The organism is Nonomuraea sp. NPDC049309, assembly GCF_043196965.1.
Taxonomy (GTDB): domain Bacteria; phylum Actinomycetota; class Actinomycetes; order Streptosporangiales; family Streptosporangiaceae; genus Nonomuraea; species Nonomuraea fastidiosa.
Genome location: NZ_JBICSH010000002.1, coordinates 1134669 through 1151930 on the forward strand (window position 1 = coordinate 1134669; position 17262 = coordinate 1151930).

General features: G+C 68.4%; 16 protein-coding genes. 10 read left to right on the forward strand and 6 right to left on the reverse strand.

The window, feature by feature from the left end; genetic code table 11:
- Window positions 1-260 precede the first annotated feature (260 nt).
- The 6 genes from xerC to ACGFIM_RS19325 form a co-directional block, all read right to left on the reverse strand.
- Window positions 261-1424, reverse strand: a complete 1164-nt coding sequence (gene xerC / locus ACGFIM_RS19300) for a tyrosine recombinase XerC (protein WP_393201974.1) — start codon at window positions 1422-1424, stop codon at window positions 261-263.
- Complete coding sequence (locus ACGFIM_RS19305; RefSeq protein WP_393201976.1) at window positions 1424-1645, reverse strand: helix-turn-helix domain-containing protein; 222 nt, start codon at window positions 1643-1645, stop codon at window positions 1424-1426. Before ACGFIM_RS19305 ends, xerC begins: the two co-directional genes overlap by 1 nt.
- Window positions 1642-2769, reverse strand: a complete 1128-nt coding sequence (locus ACGFIM_RS19310) for an AAA family ATPase (RefSeq protein ID WP_393201978.1) — start codon at window positions 2767-2769, stop codon at window positions 1642-1644. The genes ACGFIM_RS19305 and ACGFIM_RS19310 overlap by 4 nt, the downstream gene beginning before the upstream one ends.
- Before the next feature lie 183 nt (window positions 2770-2952).
- Window positions 2953-3099 carry a hypothetical protein gene (locus ACGFIM_RS19315; protein ID WP_393201980.1) on the reverse strand — a complete coding sequence of 49 codons (147 nt, stop codon included), beginning with the start codon at window positions 3097-3099 and terminating at the stop codon, window positions 2953-2955.
- A complete protein-coding gene (locus ACGFIM_RS19320) occupies window positions 3096-3320 on the reverse strand; it encodes a hypothetical protein (protein ID WP_393201982.1) in 225 nt (74 codons plus the stop codon). The genes ACGFIM_RS19315 and ACGFIM_RS19320 overlap by 4 nt, the downstream gene beginning before the upstream one ends.
- Window positions 3321-3407: 87 nt before the next feature.
- On the reverse strand, window positions 3408-3656 hold the full coding sequence (locus ACGFIM_RS19325; RefSeq protein WP_393201984.1) for a hypothetical protein: 249 nt from the start codon (window positions 3654-3656) through the stop codon (window positions 3408-3410).
- A gap of 101 nt (window positions 3657-3757) precedes the next feature.
- Between ACGFIM_RS19325 and ACGFIM_RS19330 the strand changes: the two genes are divergently transcribed.
- The 10 genes from ACGFIM_RS19330 to ACGFIM_RS19375 all read left to right on the forward strand — a co-directional run bounded on the left by ACGFIM_RS19330 (window position 3758) and on the right by ACGFIM_RS19375 (window position 17259).
- Window positions 3758-4987: an XRE family transcriptional regulator gene (locus tag ACGFIM_RS19330; protein WP_393201986.1), complete on the forward strand. Its 1230-nt coding sequence runs from the start codon at window positions 3758-3760 to the stop codon at window positions 4985-4987.
- A 357-nt stretch (window positions 4988-5344) separates the two neighbouring features.
- Window positions 5345-5842: a helix-turn-helix domain-containing protein gene (locus ACGFIM_RS19335; protein WP_393201988.1), complete on the forward strand. Its 498-nt coding sequence runs from the start codon at window positions 5345-5347 to the stop codon at window positions 5840-5842.
- Window positions 5843-6867: 1025 nt separating this feature from the next.
- Window positions 6868-8307, forward strand: a complete 1440-nt coding sequence (locus ACGFIM_RS19340; RefSeq protein WP_393201990.1) for a phenylacetate--CoA ligase family protein — start codon at window positions 6868-6870, stop codon at window positions 8305-8307.
- Window positions 8304-9293: a hypothetical protein gene (locus ACGFIM_RS19345; protein WP_393201992.1), complete on the forward strand. Its 990-nt coding sequence runs from the start codon at window positions 8304-8306 to the stop codon at window positions 9291-9293. Before ACGFIM_RS19340 ends, ACGFIM_RS19345 begins: the two co-directional genes overlap by 4 nt.
- 163 nt (window positions 9294-9456) lie before the next feature.
- The gene (locus ACGFIM_RS19350; RefSeq protein ID WP_393201994.1) at window positions 9457-10155 is read left to right on the forward strand and encodes a FadR/GntR family transcriptional regulator; all 699 of its coding nucleotides are present in this window, start codon (window positions 9457-9459) and stop codon (window positions 10153-10155) included.
- Window positions 10156-10174: 19 nt separating this feature from the next.
- Complete coding sequence (locus ACGFIM_RS19355) at window positions 10175-11425, forward strand: ABC transporter substrate-binding protein (protein ID WP_393201996.1); 1251 nt, start codon at window positions 10175-10177, stop codon at window positions 11423-11425.
- Window positions 11422-12288, forward strand: coding sequence for a carbohydrate ABC transporter permease (locus ACGFIM_RS19360; protein ID WP_393201998.1), 867 nt, complete (start codon window positions 11422-11424; stop codon window positions 12286-12288). The genes ACGFIM_RS19355 and ACGFIM_RS19360 overlap by 4 nt, the downstream gene beginning before the upstream one ends.
- Window positions 12285-13097 carry a carbohydrate ABC transporter permease gene (locus ACGFIM_RS19365; protein ID WP_393202000.1) on the forward strand — a complete coding sequence of 271 codons (813 nt, stop codon included), beginning with the start codon at window positions 12285-12287 and terminating at the stop codon, window positions 13095-13097. The genes ACGFIM_RS19360 and ACGFIM_RS19365 overlap by 4 nt, the downstream gene beginning before the upstream one ends.
- Complete coding sequence (locus ACGFIM_RS19370) at window positions 13094-16036, forward strand: hypothetical protein (RefSeq protein WP_393202002.1); 2943 nt, start codon at window positions 13094-13096, stop codon at window positions 16034-16036. Before ACGFIM_RS19365 ends, ACGFIM_RS19370 begins: the two co-directional genes overlap by 4 nt.
- Window positions 16033-17259: an enolase C-terminal domain-like protein gene (locus tag ACGFIM_RS19375; RefSeq protein ID WP_393202004.1), complete on the forward strand. Its 1227-nt coding sequence runs from the start codon at window positions 16033-16035 to the stop codon at window positions 17257-17259. The genes ACGFIM_RS19370 and ACGFIM_RS19375 overlap by 4 nt, the downstream gene beginning before the upstream one ends.
- Window positions 17260-17262 lie beyond the last annotated feature (3 nt).

Below are 17262 nucleotides of genomic sequence, written 5' to 3' on the forward strand. Positions count from 1 at the left end.
TTGAGTGGCGCCCTAGCAGCGACGTGTTGACCTGCGAAAACGTATTAATAGATTGGTAGTTCTACTGAAGCAGGTTGGTAGTTCTGCTGAAGTGTGTTGGCAGTTCTGTGGCCTCGTTTCGCATTCCATGATTGCGATCCGCATTTGCGGTCCGCGTCACGCTTTTTGGCTCCAGGTCTGTCAGGAGATTATGGTGTCGAATGACTGTCTGAATGGCTCGTTCTCGACTTGTATGCATGGTGTGCATAGTGGACTACCGACTAGCGGCTGTCTGATGTTCCGAAGAGTCGATCCATCAACACCGCACCCCCCTGCAGGACGGGGCGGATCTGCTTGCGATAGACCAGCTCGGTGACGCTTGTACTGCTGTGCCCGACCAGCCGAGAGATCTCCTCCAAAAGAGTGCCCTGGTCAGAGAGCAGAGATACGAAGCTGTGCCGCAGCTCTCGGGGCGTCCACTGCTCCGGGTCGAGGTCGGTCTTAGCGACGACCGCGCGGAAGGCACGGCGGACATTATGAGAATCCAGTGGAGTGCCAACGGTCGAGGCGAACACGAGCCCGTGTTCCATCCATCGATCGCCTGCCGCTTTCTTGTCCGCCTCCTGCTGAGCCCTCTGAGCTTTGAGCGCCTCCACGCAGCGCTGTGGAAGCGCCAAAGTGCGCCGGGACTTACGCGTCTTGGTGTCTCCGCTTGCACGGACGGAACGCCACACAGCTACGTATGGCGGCACGGGCGGGTCAGCATCGGGAGCGCCTTCCAAGTCCACGTGATCCCACGTCAGTGCTCGGAGTTCCTCGGTACGTGCGCCGGTCAGCAGGGCCATGACGAGGTATCCATGCATCCGGGTCCCTTCGGCGGCCTTGAGCAGGGCTTCTGCCTGCGCCAAAGTGAGAGCCTTGGATGGTCGGCCCTTCTGACCGCTCGGAACCGAGCAGAGGTCAACGACGTTGCGCTTGACCAGATCTCGGGCCATCGCGCGCTTGACGGACCGGTTCAGGTAGGACCTGATCAGGCGGAGTGTGCTCGTGCTCAGCGTTTGAGCCTTATTGGCCAACCACTCGTCCACATCTTGTGCGCTCAGTTCGCGAAGCTTCCGCTTGCCCAGGGCAGGGATGACGTGGATGCGGCACATGATCTGCCCCGCTTCGTAGGTGGCTTTATCGCGGCGGCTCAGCTCGTACTTGAGCCAATCCTTGACGGCTTGCTCCACCGTGACGTCTTCCTTGGCGAGGGTCAGGCCGTCTTCGTAGTCTCTGAGGACTTGCTTCAGCTTCTCCTTGGCCTCCGTCTTGGTCCGGCCGCTTCCCTTCTTGACGATGCGCTTCCCAGCGGGCGTGTAGCCCACCGTCACGGTGGCGATCCAGCGTTGGCGTTTGGCGTCCCAGTGGAGGCCGCCGTCTCCTCTGCTGCGTCGCTTGGGCATCAGGCTGCCTCCTCTGCTTCCTTCTCCAGGAGTGCGATGTAGTCGCGGATGGCTTGGGCGGTGATGAGGCGGGCGCGGCCTTGCTTGACGGAGCGGAGCCGGCCGGTGCGGATCTGCTCGTAGATGACAGTGCGGCTCATGCGGAGCAGGGACATGACGTCGGTGACGCGGTAGAGCTGGGTGTCGGCGAGCCGGACACTGTCCGGCGCTGAGGTGGTCAAAGGTGGTGCTCCTCGTCGGCGGGGACAGTGGTGACGGGCAGGAGGGTCGGTTGTCCCTCCTGGGTGTGGGCGTTGGTGCTGGTCGTGGGCTGTGCTGGGACGTTCGGGACGGCCGGGACGTCCCCACGCGTGCCGGGTAGGCGGTAGTGGCCGGTGGCGTTCACGCAGAGCTGGCCGTCGGCGTTCATGCGCTGGCAGGTCTTGCGGACGTTCTCGTACGACAGGCCGGTGGCCTCGGCGATGGCCTTGGGCGTGCTTCCGGGGTGCCGGCGGACGTGGCGGATGATGGTGGCCCTGGTGTCGGACAGGGCGTGGTCTTCCGGTGGGCCGTCCAGCAGGTGCCAGGTGCCGGTGGCGGGCTGGAAGGCCATGGCGTACTCGGCCTCTTCGACGTCGCGTCCGGTGACGTGCAGGACGCCGTCAGCGGTGCCTCTGGCGCGTTTGAGGACGAGGGTGGCGTCCGCTGCCCCGGCCAGGCCGTTGGTGCCGGAGACTTCGCTCAGGAAGTCTTCTGAGGCCATCTTGCGGACGTGGTGGATCAGGACGACGGCCACGCCGTAGGTGTCGGCCAGGCGCTTGGTGCGGCCCATGGCGGCGTAGTCGGCGTCGTACGCGGACAGGCCGGGCGGTGCGGTGCCCCGGATCTTGGCGAAGACGTCGATGACGACCAGGCGGGCGTTGTCGTTGCGCTCCAGCCAGCGGGCGATGGCCTCCTCCCCGCCCGCGGGCATGGTCGGGCATGTGGTGGCCAGGGTCAGGTCCTTCGGCGCGGGACGGCCGCTCAGGATCTTGCCCATGCGGTTCTGGAGACGGCGGGCGGTGTCCTCCAGGGCGAGGTAGAGGACCGGGCCGGGCTCCACCTCGATGGACTCCAGGGCCTTGGCGCCGCTGGCGACGGCGATGCCCAGGCCGAGGCTGAGCCAGGACTTGCCGACCTTCGGCGGGCCTGCCAGGAGGCTGAGCCCTTCGGCGATGATGCCGGGGACGGCCCAGCGGGGCTCCGGGAAGGTCATGGCCATGAGTTCGTCGGCGGTCCAGGACGTGCGGAACGGCACAGGTCGGCCCGGCGCGTTGACGGCATCACCGTGGACCAGGCGCAGGTGGGTGCTGCGGTCGTTGGTCATGCGGCCACCGTCCGGGGCCGGCGGGCTCCGGCGCGCAGGCCGGAGGCGATGGTGCGCTGGGCCTCGCGCCAGGGCTGGCCGACCTGCGTGGCTGCCTCCGTAAGCCACGAAGTGACGGCGGCGGCGTCCAGCTCGCCTCCGGCGACGAGACGTCTGGCGCACCAACCATGGCCTACAGCGCTACTACCGGGAGCGCGGGTTCGAGCACGTACGGACCGTCGTGGTCGACGGGCGGGACTCGGGGGCGTGCTTCCAGCGGCGGGCGGTGCCCGTGTCGGTGCCGAACATCGTGCAGGAGCAGCGCTCCGTGACCTGAGGGGACGGTGTCATGGCACTCGTTCGTGCTGGTGAGCCTTCACCAGGGTGTTCCACACCTGGCGGGCTTGGAGGTAGCGGCCTCGGCCGGTCTCCTCGTAGCCGTTGTCGTCGGTATGGCGGAGGACGAAGAACTGGCCGGCCTCGCAGCACCATTCGTACTCGCCGCAGCACGAGGTCTCGGTCACACGGACCGGCCGGTTGCTGCACGGGATGTGCGGTTCCCAGTGGTACATGCGGCGTGCTTCCGGTGGCTCAGACGGCGAGGGCGACGCATGTGCGCGCCGCCCCCGGTGGTGCGTGCTGGTGTGGCGTGGCCGGCGTCAGTCGCACGCGGAGGTCTTCTCCGAGCGGAGGCGCAGCAGGGTCGCGCCGTAGATGTAGGCGGGGTCGGATGCGTAGCGGTCGAGGCGTACGTGCTGGACCACGCCGGTGGCGCCGGGCGCCAGCGACTCCAGGGCCTCGCGCAGGAGCGTCGCGGCACGCTCCAGTTCACCGGTGATGCCGCACGATCCCCGGCCTTGGCCGTCAGCAGCCGTCCACGAGTAGAAGCCATCGCTGTCGAAACGCACGACTACATGACAGCCACCAGCGGTACCACCCCTGTAGAGGACACCCAGAGGCGACCGTGTTGTCCGCCCCTCGCGTCCTCCCGTCCCCGCAGGAGCACCAGATGACCGGCACCACTGAGACCCCCGCCTGGGCCGCCCGTCTGCTCGCCGCCCGCAACGCCCGCGGCTGGTCCCAGCGCGACCTGGCCCGCGAGCTGATCAAAGCCTCCGACAAGCCGCTGACCGAGCTGCCCAACCTCATCCGCCGCATCCGGGGCCACGAGACCGGCGAACACCGCCCCGACGCCTTCTACACCCAGCTCTACTGCAAGGCGTTCGGCCTCACCGAAGACCAGCTTTTCGGCACCGTCACCAAGCCCGTCCCCGCCATCGCCCTGCCCACCCTGGCCCCCGACGCCGACCTGTACGAGCGCATCACCCGCGCCATCGATCAACCCTCCCGCGTGGACGCGGCCACCGTGCAATGGCTGGAACACTGCCTGGCCGAACACCGCCGCGTCGAAGACACCATCGGCAGCCGCCCCCTCCTCCCGCTCATCCACGCCCAGCTGTCCACCGTGGCCGACCTCGCCCGGGGAGCCCGAGGGCCGCTCGCCGACCGGGCCGTGGCCGTGCTGGCGCAGTACGCCCAGTTCATCGCCTGGATGTGCCACGACTCCCACCGCCACGCCGCCGCTTTGGCCTGGTACGACCGCTCCCACGCCTGGGCTCTGGAGGCCGGCGACGCCGCCCTGGCCGCCACCACGCTCAACATGCGCGCCCATCAAGCCTGGAGCCTCGGCGACGCACCCCGCTGCGTCCGCCTGGCCGAAGCCTCCCGCTGGCACGACGGCCGCACCACCCCCGGCGTCCAGGGCATGGCCGCTCAGATGGCCGGCCGAGGCCACGCCCAGATGGGTGAGGCGAACCTTGCCCGCACCCGCCTCGCCGAAGCCGAAGAACTCATCCGCACCGCCGCCGAACACCCCGAAGACGAACCACCCTGGATGTACTTCTACGACGAGGGCTGGTTCCTCATGCAACGCGGCATGGCCGAACTCGAACTGGGCGACGGCCGCCGCGCCGCCGACTACCTCGAACGCGGCCTGTCCACCCTCCCGGAGGCATACCGCCGCGACCGCGCCTGGTACGGAGCCTGCCTCGCCCGCGCCCACCTCATGCAAGGCGACGCCGAAGCCGCCATCGCCACCGCCCTGGCCGTCGCCCCGGACGCCAAGGAAGTCAACGCCTACGCCGTGACCGAACTTCACCGCACCGCTCGTGACCTGGCAGCGGCGGGTGCACCAGGTGCTCAGGTGCTCGAGAGTCACCTGACAGCTCCCGAGCCGTAATCAGTGTCCCTGCTGTCCCGACAGTCCCTGATCCCCTTCTGTAGTGCGAGAGCGGCCTATGTGACCGAAGAGGATTGGGGACAGTGATATTTATGCTGTCCCAAAGCACTGTCGAAACACGGCTCCCAGCCCCCGGTGTTTCAGCCACTTTCGGATGAGGTGTTCGCGCTATAGGACCAGTGGACATCGTGAGCGCTGACTATGAGATTCAGACGCTCATTGGCTCGCATAGAGGGCGCGCTCTAACACCTTCTCAGGGAACTGAAAAGTGAGATATATATCTCTTCATCGAGATATCTAGCTTACCCTCGTCAGATTCTTGAAGAGAGTGTCGAGGACGCCGTTTAGCCTCGCTTCATGGTGCTGGTCAAGGGCTACTGGCGGCGTCACAAGAGCGGCCAGAGAGTGTGGGTCAGGTCTCATAGGCGGCGTGCGCCCAGTACGAACGCCGCTGATAGATCAGAAGCCGACTTCGGCATAGGAAGCTGGCTTCTGACCGTGGTCGCAATGATCATTGTTATCGGACTGGTGTTGAGCTGGGTGATGGAGTTGAACACCACACCGGTTGCTTCCGAGACGCATCGAGTCTCGCGGTCGGCTCCGGCTAAGCCAGTGAAGCTGCCGGAGAGCCCGGAGGGGGAGTTCGCCGCTCAGCTTCGCGACGCACGGAAAAGCATCGGCCTGTCACAAAAGGAGGTGAGTGAGCGAACGGGTATCGCGCAATCCACGATCAATGACTTTGAGAACGCGAAAGCCATCCCTAGCGCTGAGACTCTCAAAGTGCTCTCAGGCGTCTATCGGCTTTCGCTCGATGAGTGGTCCCGACTTGAGATCGCTCGCTCCGGAACGCGTTGAGCGGATCACTAGCTGCTGGGTCGACGGATCGCCCTAAGGGGCCATGGCGAACCTGACTCCGGGCTGGTCGGCTGTCCTCCTTGTCGAGGGTGCATGCCTCCTCTTGGGATGATCCCGCGTCGCCCAAGGTAAGTCCAACAGTGTGGGATGGAGCGGTGGCTCGATGGGGCTAGCTTCAGGAGGCCAGGCTGATCGCCGCAGGGGCTCTGGGTGACAAACTGGGTGACAACCGCTACGCACACCTTCGAACGTCAGCGGATCTTCGCGGATGTGTAGCCCCCGGTCGGAGGACGTGTCGAGCTACAGGAACGCACATTCGGTTTTCCTCGTAATGAAGGGGTCTGGGGTTCGAATCCCCAAGGCGGCTCTCAGGTCAAAGGCCCTCCCGGAGGATCCGGGAGGGCCTTTTGCGTGGGCGTACGGCAGCCGGAGTACAGCTACGGGGTCTCACCGTCGAGGCTGGCGTTGAGCTGATCGGGTGCCTTACGGGCCAGTGGGTTGGCGATCTCGATGCGGACGCTCGTGGTCACGGATCCGCGTGTGCCGCGGGATGCGCATGGCGGCGCGCGGGTGGATGCTGCGGGCCGGCGCGCCGGCTGAAGTCGGAGGTGCCCGTCGCGGCGCGCGGCACGTGTACCTCCACTGGGGCAAGGCCGGTCACCACAGTGTCGGGTTATTCGCCGCGTGTTTCGCCCGAATGTGGCCGTTGTTAACAACGCTTACCGCGATAACAGAGTGAATGTCAATAGATTATGGGGTTTTTGTTACAAATGTTGTTTTGTGGGCGCTGCGGTCCTACGGTCGAAAAAGATCTTGCTGAGAGCGGGAGGAGGTGTACAGGTGATCAGGACGATCAAGGCGTACGCGCGCTACGCGACCAGCGCCCTTTCCATGGTGATGTTCGGCGGTGCGAACGGTACCTGATTCTCGACCAGTCGAGGAGCTGACGTAACGTCCCGCTCCTGGAGACGGCGGCGGCGCCGTCTCCAGGAGCACCACTGGCGGCCAAGGAGAGGCGTGGGCGAGTGTTCGCGACCGGTCTGAACCAGCTCGGATTCGCCGCGTCGATGTTGTCTGGCCGGCGGTTCCGCATCAAGGATGTGTACGCGCTGGTCCACGAGACCCGGGCGACCATCGAAGAGTTCGGCGAGCCCGGTGAGGCGGCCACCGACATGCTGAACGAGCAGGACCCGGAGCTGCAACGCGATCTGACCGAGCGGCGGCTGCGGCGCACCGTCCGCGCAGCGGCGCGCGAGACGCCGTACTACCGCCGGTGGTTCGAGACGAATCGCGTCGACCTCGACACGCTGACGCCCGAGACGCTGCGCGCGATCGCGCCGACGCCGAAGGAGGCGCTGCGCGCGGCACCCACCGCCTTCGTCGCCGACAACGCGCAGCCGGCGATGGCCATGCACACGACCGGAACGACCGGTGTGCCGACCCAGGTGTGGTTCTCCCACTATGAGCTGGAGCTGCTCTCGGGGATCGGCGCGCTCGCCCTCATGCTCAGGGACCGGGTGCGGTCGAACCACGTCATCGCCAACTGCGTCACCTCCCGGTCGCTCGCCCCCTACCTTCAGGCACGCTCGGTCCCGCTGACCGGCGCCGCGTACCTGCCGATGGGCATCATCGAGCCCGCGATCTCGCTCGACCGCCTCGCCGCCCCTGTGCACCTGCCGGGCAAGGAGCCCCGCATCACGCACCTCACCACCCCGCCTTCGTTCCTCGCGGCCCTCCTGCAAGAGGCCGAACGCGGCGGGTGGAAGGCAACGGATTTCGGCCTGCGGCAGATCCTGTGCGGCGGTGAGATCCTGACCGAAGCCCTGCGGCAGCGTGCCGAGGAGGTCTTCGGCGCGCCGGTCGCCGACGGCTACGCGATGACGGAGACCGTTCCGGTGATGGGCAGCGTCTGCGGTCACAGGCACCTGCACATCCCGCACGATCAGGGCGTCGTGGAGATCCTGGATCCTGACACGTACGAACCCGCCCTGCCCGGCTCGGTCGGCGTCCTGACGGTGACGCCGTTCAGCCTCTTCCGGGACACGACGCTCCTTCTCCGGTACGTCACGGGTGACCTGGTCCGTGTCCTGCCCGCGGAGGAGAAGCTGGAGTGCGAGATGGCCGGCGTTCCCGCCATGTCGCAGATCCTGGGCCGGATGGCGGGGCCGGCGCTGGCGACGCGGGACGTGCTGGAGCTGCTGCAGGCGGAGCGGGCGCTGCCGCTGCCGACTCGCTACGCGTTGGAGGAGACGCCCGCCGGGCCGCGTTTGCACGTGCTGGCCGACCGGATCTCCCGGCCGCTGCTCGCCCGGCTGGAGGAGCGGGCCGCGGACCTTGAGCTGCCCATCGCCGGGATCGTGCTGGTCGACGATCCGGCGGATCTGCCCGCACCGTGCCTCGTCCGTGCCGATCTGAGGGAGCACAGCTTCGAGCGGGTCGCCTCCCCGGCTGTGGGGGTGTCATGAGCAACGTGCCGGTCCTGGTGCTCTACGCGATGGTGCTCGCCATTGTGGCGCTGGCCGTCGGCTATCTGGGGCGGTTCGAGGTTCCGCGTCCGCCGGTGGGCAGGTTCGTCGGATCGGACATCCTCATCATGGCGGTCGTCTTGGTGGTGATGCCGTTCGCGTATCTCGCCCTCCCGAACGGTGTTCTGATCGCGGTGTTCGGCATCGTCGTGTTCAGCGCGACGCAGCTCACCCTGTCGCCGCTCCTCGGCGGCCGATACGCCGCCCTGGCGGGCCTGGTCCTGTGCGGGCTGCCCCTCGCGGCGCACGCCGCCGGCTGGGACGTCACGATGCTCGTCGCCAACGACCTGGCGGTGGCCGTCTTGACGGTCGGGTTCTCGAACATGTGGGTGCAGGCGGCGATGAAGGCCGGCCACGTGGCGTGGCTCGCCGCCGCGCTCACCGTCTACGACACGCTGGCCACCGGTGTCTTCCCGGTCACGAGCGACTTCGTGAACCGCGTCGTCGGGATCCCCTTTGCTCCGTTGCTGGCCACCCGGTACGGCGACGCCCCGGTCTTCATCGGACTCGGCGACTGCCTCATGCTCGCACTGTGGCCGTTGGTCGCGGCGAAGACGTACGGGCGCGCCGCACGATGGGGGGCCATCGCCGTCGACGTTCTGGTGCTCGCGGCGATGTTCGCCGGCGGCGTCACCGGTGTCATCGACGGGGTGTTCCCCGTGCTCACCCTGCTGGGCCCGTTGATCGTGGCGCAGTACCTGTTCTGGCGTCGGCGCCGCACCGCCGTCAGGCCCGGTCGCGCGTCGCTCACGGCGAACCTGCGGACCGTCCAGGAGAGCCTGTCCGACCGGTACGCACCGGGAACCTGGGTGGCGCTCCATGAGGGAGAGGTCGTCGGCACCGGGCCGACCGCCGGCACGGCGTGCCGTGCCGCGCTGCGCGCCGGGGTCACCGAGACTCCCGTCACCATCTTGATCACCGGGTGAGAGCCGCACCGGGACGGGATCCCGCGGCATTCCCGGGAGAGCCCGGACGGGCGGAGGTCGCGCCCCGGCTCAGGCGCTGATCGACAGCCCTTCACTGAGTGATCTGTGACGAATTGATATCCCTCATAGACGCAGCACCCGACAAGTGATTAGATCACTTGATATGTCCGAGGTTACGCGGCCCTCGCTTTCCGACGCTCTCACCGAGCGCATGCTGGAGCTCATCCGTACGGGCGGGCACCGGCCCGGCGACAGGCTGCCCTCGACCAGGGAGCTCTCCCAGCGCTTCGCCGTCACGACCCCGACGTTGCGCGAGGCGCTGCGCAGGCTCGAGGCCACCGGGGCCATCGAGATGCGGCACGGCTCCGGCATCTACGTCGGAGCCGCCATAGAGCGACTGGTGCTGCCCAATCCGAACATGCGTGAGATCCACGCCCCCCAGCTCCTCGACCTGCTCGGCGCGCGGATCGTCATCGAGCCGCCGCTGGCGGCGATGGCCGCCGAGCAGGCCGGCGAGGAGGAGATCGCGGCGCTCAGGCAGGTGCTCGACGAGGCGGGCAGGCATCTGCGCGGCGAGGACGCCGAGTTGCACGAGGCGAACATGACCTTCCACCGGGCGACCGCTCGGATGGCGGGCAACAGCGTCCTGCACGAGGTGGTCGACTCGCTGCTGACCGTGCACGGCCCGGAGCAGCGGGAGATCCTGCATCTCTTCGACGACCGGCGCCGCGACTACGAGGAGCACCTGGCGATCCTGGGGGCCATCGAAGCGCGTGATGCGGCGCAGGCCGAGGAGCGGATGCGGGCCCACCTGCTCGATGTGAAGACCGTTATCGAGCACAGGTTGCAATCCCCCCGATAAGAACCAAGGAGGCCGGCCCATGTTCCGGTCACGTGTGGCCACGCTCGGCGTGGCGGCGCTCGTCCTGGCCGCCTGCGGTGGCAACGGCGCCGGCGAGCAGCAGAAGAAGACGGAGCTGACCCTCTACAACGACAAGGGCGCGTGGTCGAAGTACTTCGACGAGATGGGCGCGCTGTCCAAGCAGAAGATCGGCCTGGGCATGAAGCCGACGGGCTACACGGACTCGGCGCAGTACCAGGCCTTCATCAAGGCGTCGTTCCGCACGAACGTCAAGCCCGACCTGTTCACCTGGCAGACCGGGGGGATGCTGGAGGAGATCGTCAAGCAGAAGCAGGTGGCCGAGACCTCGGCCATCTGGCAGGAGGCGATCAAGGCGGGTGACCTGTCGGAGGACCTGCTGCCGTACTACACGGTCGGCGGCAAGCAGTACTGCGTGCCGATGAACGTGGCCTACTGGGGGATGTTCTACAACAAGAAGATCTTCGACACGTACGACCTGAAGCCGCCGCAGACGTGGGACGAGCTGGTCCAGATCGCCGAGACCTTGAAGAAGAACGGGGTCACGGCGTTCTACCACACCAGCGTGCTGTTCTCGTTCGTCTGGTTCGAGCAGTTGCTGGCCGGCACGGACCCCGACCTGTACGACCGGCTCTCCACCGGCAAGGCGAAGTACACCGATCCCGGCGTGGTGCAGGTGATGGAGCGGTGGAAGCAGCTCATCGACGCCGGATATTTCATTAATCCGGGGGATAAGACGGACCCGGGGGACGTGCTGAAGAACGGCAAGGCCGCCATGGTCACGTTCGGCACCTGGTTCAACACCAGCATGACCAGCCGCGACATGAAGGCCGGCACGGACTACGACTTCTTCGTCATCCCGAACGTCGACCCGTCGCTGCCGAAGACCTCGATGATCTTTGAGAGCGGCCCGCTCTGCTCGCTCGCCAAGGCGGCCGACCCCGAGGCCAGCATGAGGTACCTCGCGTGGTGGACCACCGCGGAGGCGCAGGAGAAGTGGGCCACGAGCCGCGGTGACGTCAGCGCCAACCCGAAGGTGACGATCGACGACAAGGCGCTCGGCGCGGTCACCAAGGACGCGGGCAGCGGTAAGTACCGCCTGGTCAACCGCTACTTCGAGGCCACGCCGCCGCCCATACTGAACGCCGCGCTCGACGGGTTCGGCAAGTTCGTCACCGAGCCGGACTCGTACATGGAGGTCCTGCAGACCATCCAGAAGGCCGCCGACGAGTACTGGAGCACGCACCAGTGAGTGCGGCCCCGACCCAGGTGAAGGCCCCGCTGCTCGGCCGATTCCGGCACGGGTACGTGGCGCCCGCCGCCCTCCTGGTCGCGGTCCTGCTGTACGCGCCGTTCCTGTGGACCGCGTACCTGAGCCTGACCCGCTATGACGGCCTCGAGCCGCCCGCCTGGATCGGCCTGGCCAACTTCGGCAAGCTCTTCGGGGACGCCGCGCTGCTGACCTCGACCCGCAACACGCTGATCTGGGTGATCGGCACGATGGTGCTGCCGGTCGGGCTGGGGCTGCTGGTCGCGGTGCTGTCGTACGACATCAGGGGCGGCGCCTGGTTCCGGGTGCCGTTCATGCTGCCGTACGCCCTCAGCGGCGCCGGCCTGGCCATGGTGTGGAGCCCGATCCTGTCCCATGGCGGCATCGCGAACATGCTGCTCGGCGTGGACACGGCGTTCCTGCAGGACGCGCCGGTGAACACGCTGGCGATGCTCGCGGTCTGGACCTGGCAGCAGCTCGGCGTGAACACGCTGCTGTTCGTCGTGGGCCTGCAGTCGATCCCGAAGGAGCCGATCGAGGCGGCGCGGCTGGACGGCGCGTCCGGCTGGCGGCTGTTCCGCCACGTGATCTGGCCGCTGATGCGGCCGCTGACGGCGGTCGTGGTGGGCCTCGCGCTGGTGGCGAGCCTGAAGACGTTCGACATCGTCTGGGTGCTGACGCAGGGCGGTCCCGGACGGAACTCCGAGACGCTCGCGGTGACCATGTACAAGGAGACGTTCGTGGCCGGCGACTACGGCTACGGCTCGGCGGTGGCGGTGATGCTGACCGTCGTGACGGGACTGGCCTCCTACCTGTATCTGCGCAGGCAGGTGACGGCCACGTGATCCGCCGCGCCGTGCTCGTCGTGCTCGGGCTGATCTGGCTCGGGCCGACGTACCTGCTGCTCGTCAACGCCGCGCGCCCCTCCGACTCCTACGATCCGGCCGGCGCGTGGCTGCCCTCGGGCGACTTCGCCCTGTTCGACAACGTCGCCACCGCGCTGGAGAGCGCGAACCTGACGCCGAGCCTGGCCAGCACCGCGCTGTACAGCATCGTCTCGCCGCTGCTCGGCGTGCTGATCGGCGCGCTGGCCGGCTACACGATCGTGGTGCTGCGGCTGCGGCACGGGTTCTGGTGGTTCCTGCTGATCTTCGGCGGCACCGTGTTCCCCTCGCAGATGCTACTGGTGCCGCTCTTCGTCGGCTTCAGCGACGCCGGCCTGTACGACAGCCGCCTCGGCATGATCTGCATCTACACCGCGATCAACGTGCCGCTGGCCGCGTTCGTGCTGCGCAACTTCTACAGCGGGGTGGCGTTCTCGATCTTCGAGGCGGCCCGGATGGACGGCGCCTCGACGTGGCGCATCTTCTGGCGCATCTACCTGCCGATCTCGTTCACGGCGCTGACGGCGGTGTTCATCCTCGAGTTCACCTTCATCTGGAACGACCTCATCTTCGGCCTGACCCTCACCCAGACCGAGGAGGTCCGTCCGGTCATGACCGCGGTCGCGGGCCTCATGACCGACGTGTACGCCGGCACCCCGGTCCCGGTCGGCCTGGCCGCCGGGCTGGTGGTCTCGCTGCCGACCGTGGTGTTGTTCCTGGCAACCCAGCGCCTCTTCGCCAGGGGCCTGTCTCTAGGGAGTGTGCAATGACCAGCCGGTTGCTCCAGCGCAGCCTGGGGAGTCCCGACTACGACGGGATCAGGCAGGCGCTGCGAGACGACACCTCGACGCCCGTGATCAGCGTGCGCGGGCTGGAGGTCAGGGTCGCGGTGCTGCCGCTGTTCACCCACGACGGACGCCAGGCGGTCCGGGTCTCCAGCACCGCGCCGCTGACCCACGTGCTGGTGGGCGCGGACAGCGCGACGGGCCGCGACGTGACGCTGCTGGTGCCGGAGGTGGACGCGCCGCGCGAGTTCACGCTGGAGTGCCGCGACGGCGCGGGTGTGGTGGGCAGCGCGCGGATCACGGTGACGCCGCAGCGCAAGTGGAACGTGTTCGTGGTGCATCACTCGCACCTCGACATCGGCTACACCGATCCGCAGGGCACGGTGCTGCGCCACCACCTGGACTACCTGGACGCGGCCGTGCGGCTGGCGCAGGAGACCGCGTCCTGGCCGGACGACGCGCGCTTTCGCTGGACGGTCGAGTCGTCGATGCCGGCGCTGCGCTGGCTGGAGGCAAGGCCGAAGGAGATGGTGGACGCCTTCGCCGAGCTGGCCAGGTCGGGGCGGATCGAGGTGACGGCGCTGCCGTTCCAGCTGCACACCGAGGCGTGCTCGACCGAGGAGCTGCACCGGCAGCTCCGCTTCACCGCCCAGTTGGAGCGCCGCTACGGCTTCGCCACGAAGTCGGCGATGCACACCGACGTGCCGGGCGCGGTCGTGGGCCTGGTGGACGCGCTGAGCCAGGCCGGGGTTCGCTACCTCGCCGCCGCGCACAACTGGGCCGGGCGCTCGGTGCCGTACCTGCACGGCGGCGACAAGCTGACCAGGCCGTTCCGCTGGCGGGCGCCGAGCGGCAACGAGATCCTCGTGTGGTTCACCGACACGCCGCACGGCATGGCGTACATGGAGGGCAACACGGTCGGGCTGACCGACTCCTACGAGCTGGCCGACGACCTGCTGCCGCGTTACCTGTCGGCGCTGGCGACGCGCGGCTACCCGTACGGGCCCGGCACGTTCGGCTGGCAGGGGCCGGACGCGCCGAAGGAGCCGTACGAGCTGGACGTGCTGCACCTGCGGGTGCAGGGCGCGCACGCCGACAACGCGGGCCCGTCGATCGTGCCGGCGACGATCGCGCGGCGGTGGAACGAGCAGTGGGCCTATCCGCGGCTGCGCAGCGCGGTCAACAGCGACTTCTTCGAGTTCGTCGAGGAGCGCTACCGCGACCGGCTGGCGGTGCACGAGGGCGACTGGACCGACTGGTGGGCCGACGGCCTGGGCTCGGGGGCGCGGCCGCTGGGGTACGTGCGCAGGGCGCAGTCGGCGCTGCGCACGGCCGAGACGCTGCACACGCTGGCCGGGGTGGACGCGACGGAGCAGGTCGACGCGGCCTACGACAAGGTCGCGCTGTTCAACGAGCACACCTGGGGCGCGGCGAACCCCTGGGAGGACGCCGAGGAGGGCGGCGACTCGGGCGGCCTGCAGTGGACGCGCAAGTCGTCCGGCGCGTACGCCGCCCAGGACGACGCCTCCGATCTGCTGCACGCGGCGACCAGGCGGTTCGGCGCGGCGCTCTCGGACGCGGGCGCGGAGGATGACGCACGCGGCGCGCTGGCCTCGTTCGCCGTCTTCAACCCGGCGACGTGGACGCGGACCGACATGGTGCGGGCGTTCCTGCCCCGGGACGTGGTGGACCCGGAGGCGCCGATCTCGATCGTGGACGCCAGGACGGGCGAGCGGCTGCCGCACCACGAAGAGCTCGTGGACCCGGCGGAGTGGCCGACCCGGCCGATCGGGCGGCACGTGCACGCGGTGGTCAAGGACGTGCCCGGCCACGGCTACGTACGGCTCGACGTCGTCCCCGGCGAGACGCGGGCCCCCGAGCCGGTCGAGCCGGCCGAGAGCGGCGTGATCGAGAACGAGTTCTACCGCGTGACGTACGACGTGCGCGAGGGCTACATCGGCTCGATCGTCGACAAGCGGGCCGGCCGGGAGCTGGTCAACGGCGACGCGGCGGCCGGCTTCGGCCAGTACGTCTACGACCAGTACGCCACCGCACCGCACTTCAACCACCTGTCGGGCCACGTCGGCGCGCACGATCGCACGCTGCTCGGCAACAGGTCGATCGGCGAGCACGCGCGGATCACCGAGGCGAAGCGCACGGCGGTGGGCGAGCGGCTGGTGGTGGAGCTGCGCGGCAAGGGCGTGGACTGGATCCGCACCACGATCGAGCTGCACGACGGCGTGCCCAGGCTGGACCTGACCTACCGGCTCGCCAAGCAGGGCACCCCGGCCAAGGAGGCGGTGTTCCTCGCGTTCCCGTTCGCCGCGGGCAAGGCCACGGCCTGGGAGCTGACCGGTGGCGTCGGCGGCCCCGACGTGCCGAGGGTGCCGGGCTCGGCCGAGTACATGCTGCCGATCCGGCACTGGATCGCCTTCGAGGACCCCGGGCTGACCATCGCCTGGGCCACACTGGAGGCGCCGCTGGTGCAGCTCGGCACCATCCACATGCCGTACGCGCCGTTCCCGCCGACGCTGGAGCAGGAGGACGGCACGGTCTACTCGTGGGCGCTCAACAACATCTGGGACACCAACTTCCCCGCGCAGCAGCAGGGCGAGACGACGTTCCGGTACGCGGTCATGTCCGAGGGCGGCGCGAACGGGCGTCGGCTCGGCGCGGCGGCGGCCGCGGGCCTGTGCGAGCCGTTCGTGGCCGCGCTCATCACCGGCAGCCTGCGGGCGTCGGAGACGTACGTGACGGTCGATCATCCCGACGTGCTGGTCACGTCGGTGGGCTGGGACGGCGTGCGGCTGCAGTCGCTGGCCGCCGAGCCGGTCGAGACGAAGGTGACGATGCCGGGACAGGACCCGGTCGAGGTGCGGCTGCCCGCCTGCGGGGTGGCCGTGGTCAGGGGGACGCGTCAGTGAAGATCGTCGACATCCGGGCCACGACGGTGGCCGTGCCTCTGGAGGCGCCGCTGCGGCACAGCAACGGCGCGCACTGGGGGCGCTTCGTCCGGACGATCGTCGAGGTCGAGGCCGACAACGGGCTGGTCGGGCTGGGCGAGATGGGCGGCGGCGGGGAGAGCGCGGAGTCGGCCTTCCGCGCGCTGGTGCCGTACCTGAAGGGGCACGACCCGTTCCAGCTCGAAGCGCTGCGCTTCAAGATCGCCAACCCGACGGCCTCGCTCTACAACAACCGCACGCAGCTCCTCGCCGCGCTCGAGTTCGCCTGCCTCGACCTGGTCGGGCAGCGCCTCGGGGTGCCGGTCTGCGACCTGCTCGGCGGGCGCATCAGAGACCGGGTGCCGTTCGCGTCGTACCTGTTCTTCCGGTACGCATCCGACGCGCACGGCGAGATCCGCACGCCCGGCCAGCTCGTGGAGCACACCAGGCGGCTGAAGGAGCGGCACGGGTTCACCGTGCACAAGCTCAAGGGCGGCGTGTTCCCGCCGGACTACGAGCTGGAGTGCTACCGCGCGCTGGCCGAGGCCTTCCCCGGCGACCGGCTCAGGTACGACCCCAACGCGGTGCTGTCGGTGGCCGAGGGCCTGCGCTTCGGCAAGGCCATCGAGGGCTTGAACAACGACTACCTGGAGGACCCGGTCTGGGGGCTGGAAGGGCTGCGGGCGGTGCGCGAGCGGGTGAGCGTGCCGCTGGCGACGAACACGGTCGTGGTGAACTTCGAGCAGCTCGCCTCCAACGTGCTGCGCAGGAGCGCCGACGTGGTGCTGCTGGACACGACGTTCTGGGGCGGCATCAGGCCGTGCGTCAAGGCGGCGGGGGTGTGCGAGACGTTCCAGATCGGGGTGGCCGTGCACTCCTCGGGCGAGCTGGGCATCCAGCTCGCGACGATGCTGCACCTGGGCGCGGTGCTGCCGAACCTGACGTACGCCGCCGACGCGCACTACCACCAGCTCAGGGACGACGTGATCGAGGGCGGCAGGATGGCGTACTCGGAGGGCGCCATCGCCGTGCCGGACGGCCCCGGCCTGGGGGTGAGGCTCGACAGGGACAAGGTGGAGCGCTACGCCGAGCTCTACCGCGAGCTGGGCGGCTACCCCTACGACCGCGACCCGGGGCGTCCCGGCTGGTACGCGACGGTGCCCAACGAGAGGTTCGCGGACCCGACGGTGGAAATCGCACCATAATGG

What these genes read in the sequence shown, in the direction of transcription:
- ACGFIM_RS19355 (WP_393201996.1), top strand. Translation starts at nt 10,175, where the DNA reads ATGTTCCGGTCACGTGTGGCCACGCTCGGCGTGGCGGCGCTCGTCCTG.
- ACGFIM_RS19335 (WP_393201988.1), top strand. Translation starts at nt 5,345, where the DNA reads ATGGTGCTGGTCAAGGGCTACTGGCGGCGTCACAAGAGCGGCCAGAGA.
- xerC (WP_393201974.1), bottom strand. Translation starts at nt 1,424, where the DNA reads ATGCCCAAGCGACGCAGCAGAGGAGACGGCGGCCTCCACTGGGACGCC.
- ACGFIM_RS19310 (WP_393201978.1), bottom strand. Translation starts at nt 2,769, where the DNA reads ATGACCAACGACCGCAGCACCCACCTGCGCCTGGTCCACGGTGATGCC.
- ACGFIM_RS19330 (WP_393201986.1), top strand. Translation starts at nt 3,758, where the DNA reads ATGACCGGCACCACTGAGACCCCCGCCTGGGCCGCCCGTCTGCTCGCC.
- ACGFIM_RS19345 (WP_393201992.1), top strand. Translation starts at nt 8,304, where the DNA reads ATGAGCAACGTGCCGGTCCTGGTGCTCTACGCGATGGTGCTCGCCATT.
- ACGFIM_RS19370 (WP_393202002.1), top strand. Translation starts at nt 13,094, where the DNA reads ATGACCAGCCGGTTGCTCCAGCGCAGCCTGGGGAGTCCCGACTACGAC.
- ACGFIM_RS19315 (WP_393201980.1), bottom strand. Translation starts at nt 3,099, where the DNA reads ATGACACCGTCCCCTCAGGTCACGGAGCGCTGCTCCTGCACGATGTTC.
- ACGFIM_RS19350 (WP_393201994.1), top strand. Translation starts at nt 9,457, where the DNA reads ATGTCCGAGGTTACGCGGCCCTCGCTTTCCGACGCTCTCACCGAGCGC.
- ACGFIM_RS19320 (WP_393201982.1), bottom strand. Translation starts at nt 3,320, where the DNA reads ATGTACCACTGGGAACCGCACATCCCGTGCAGCAACCGGCCGGTCCGT.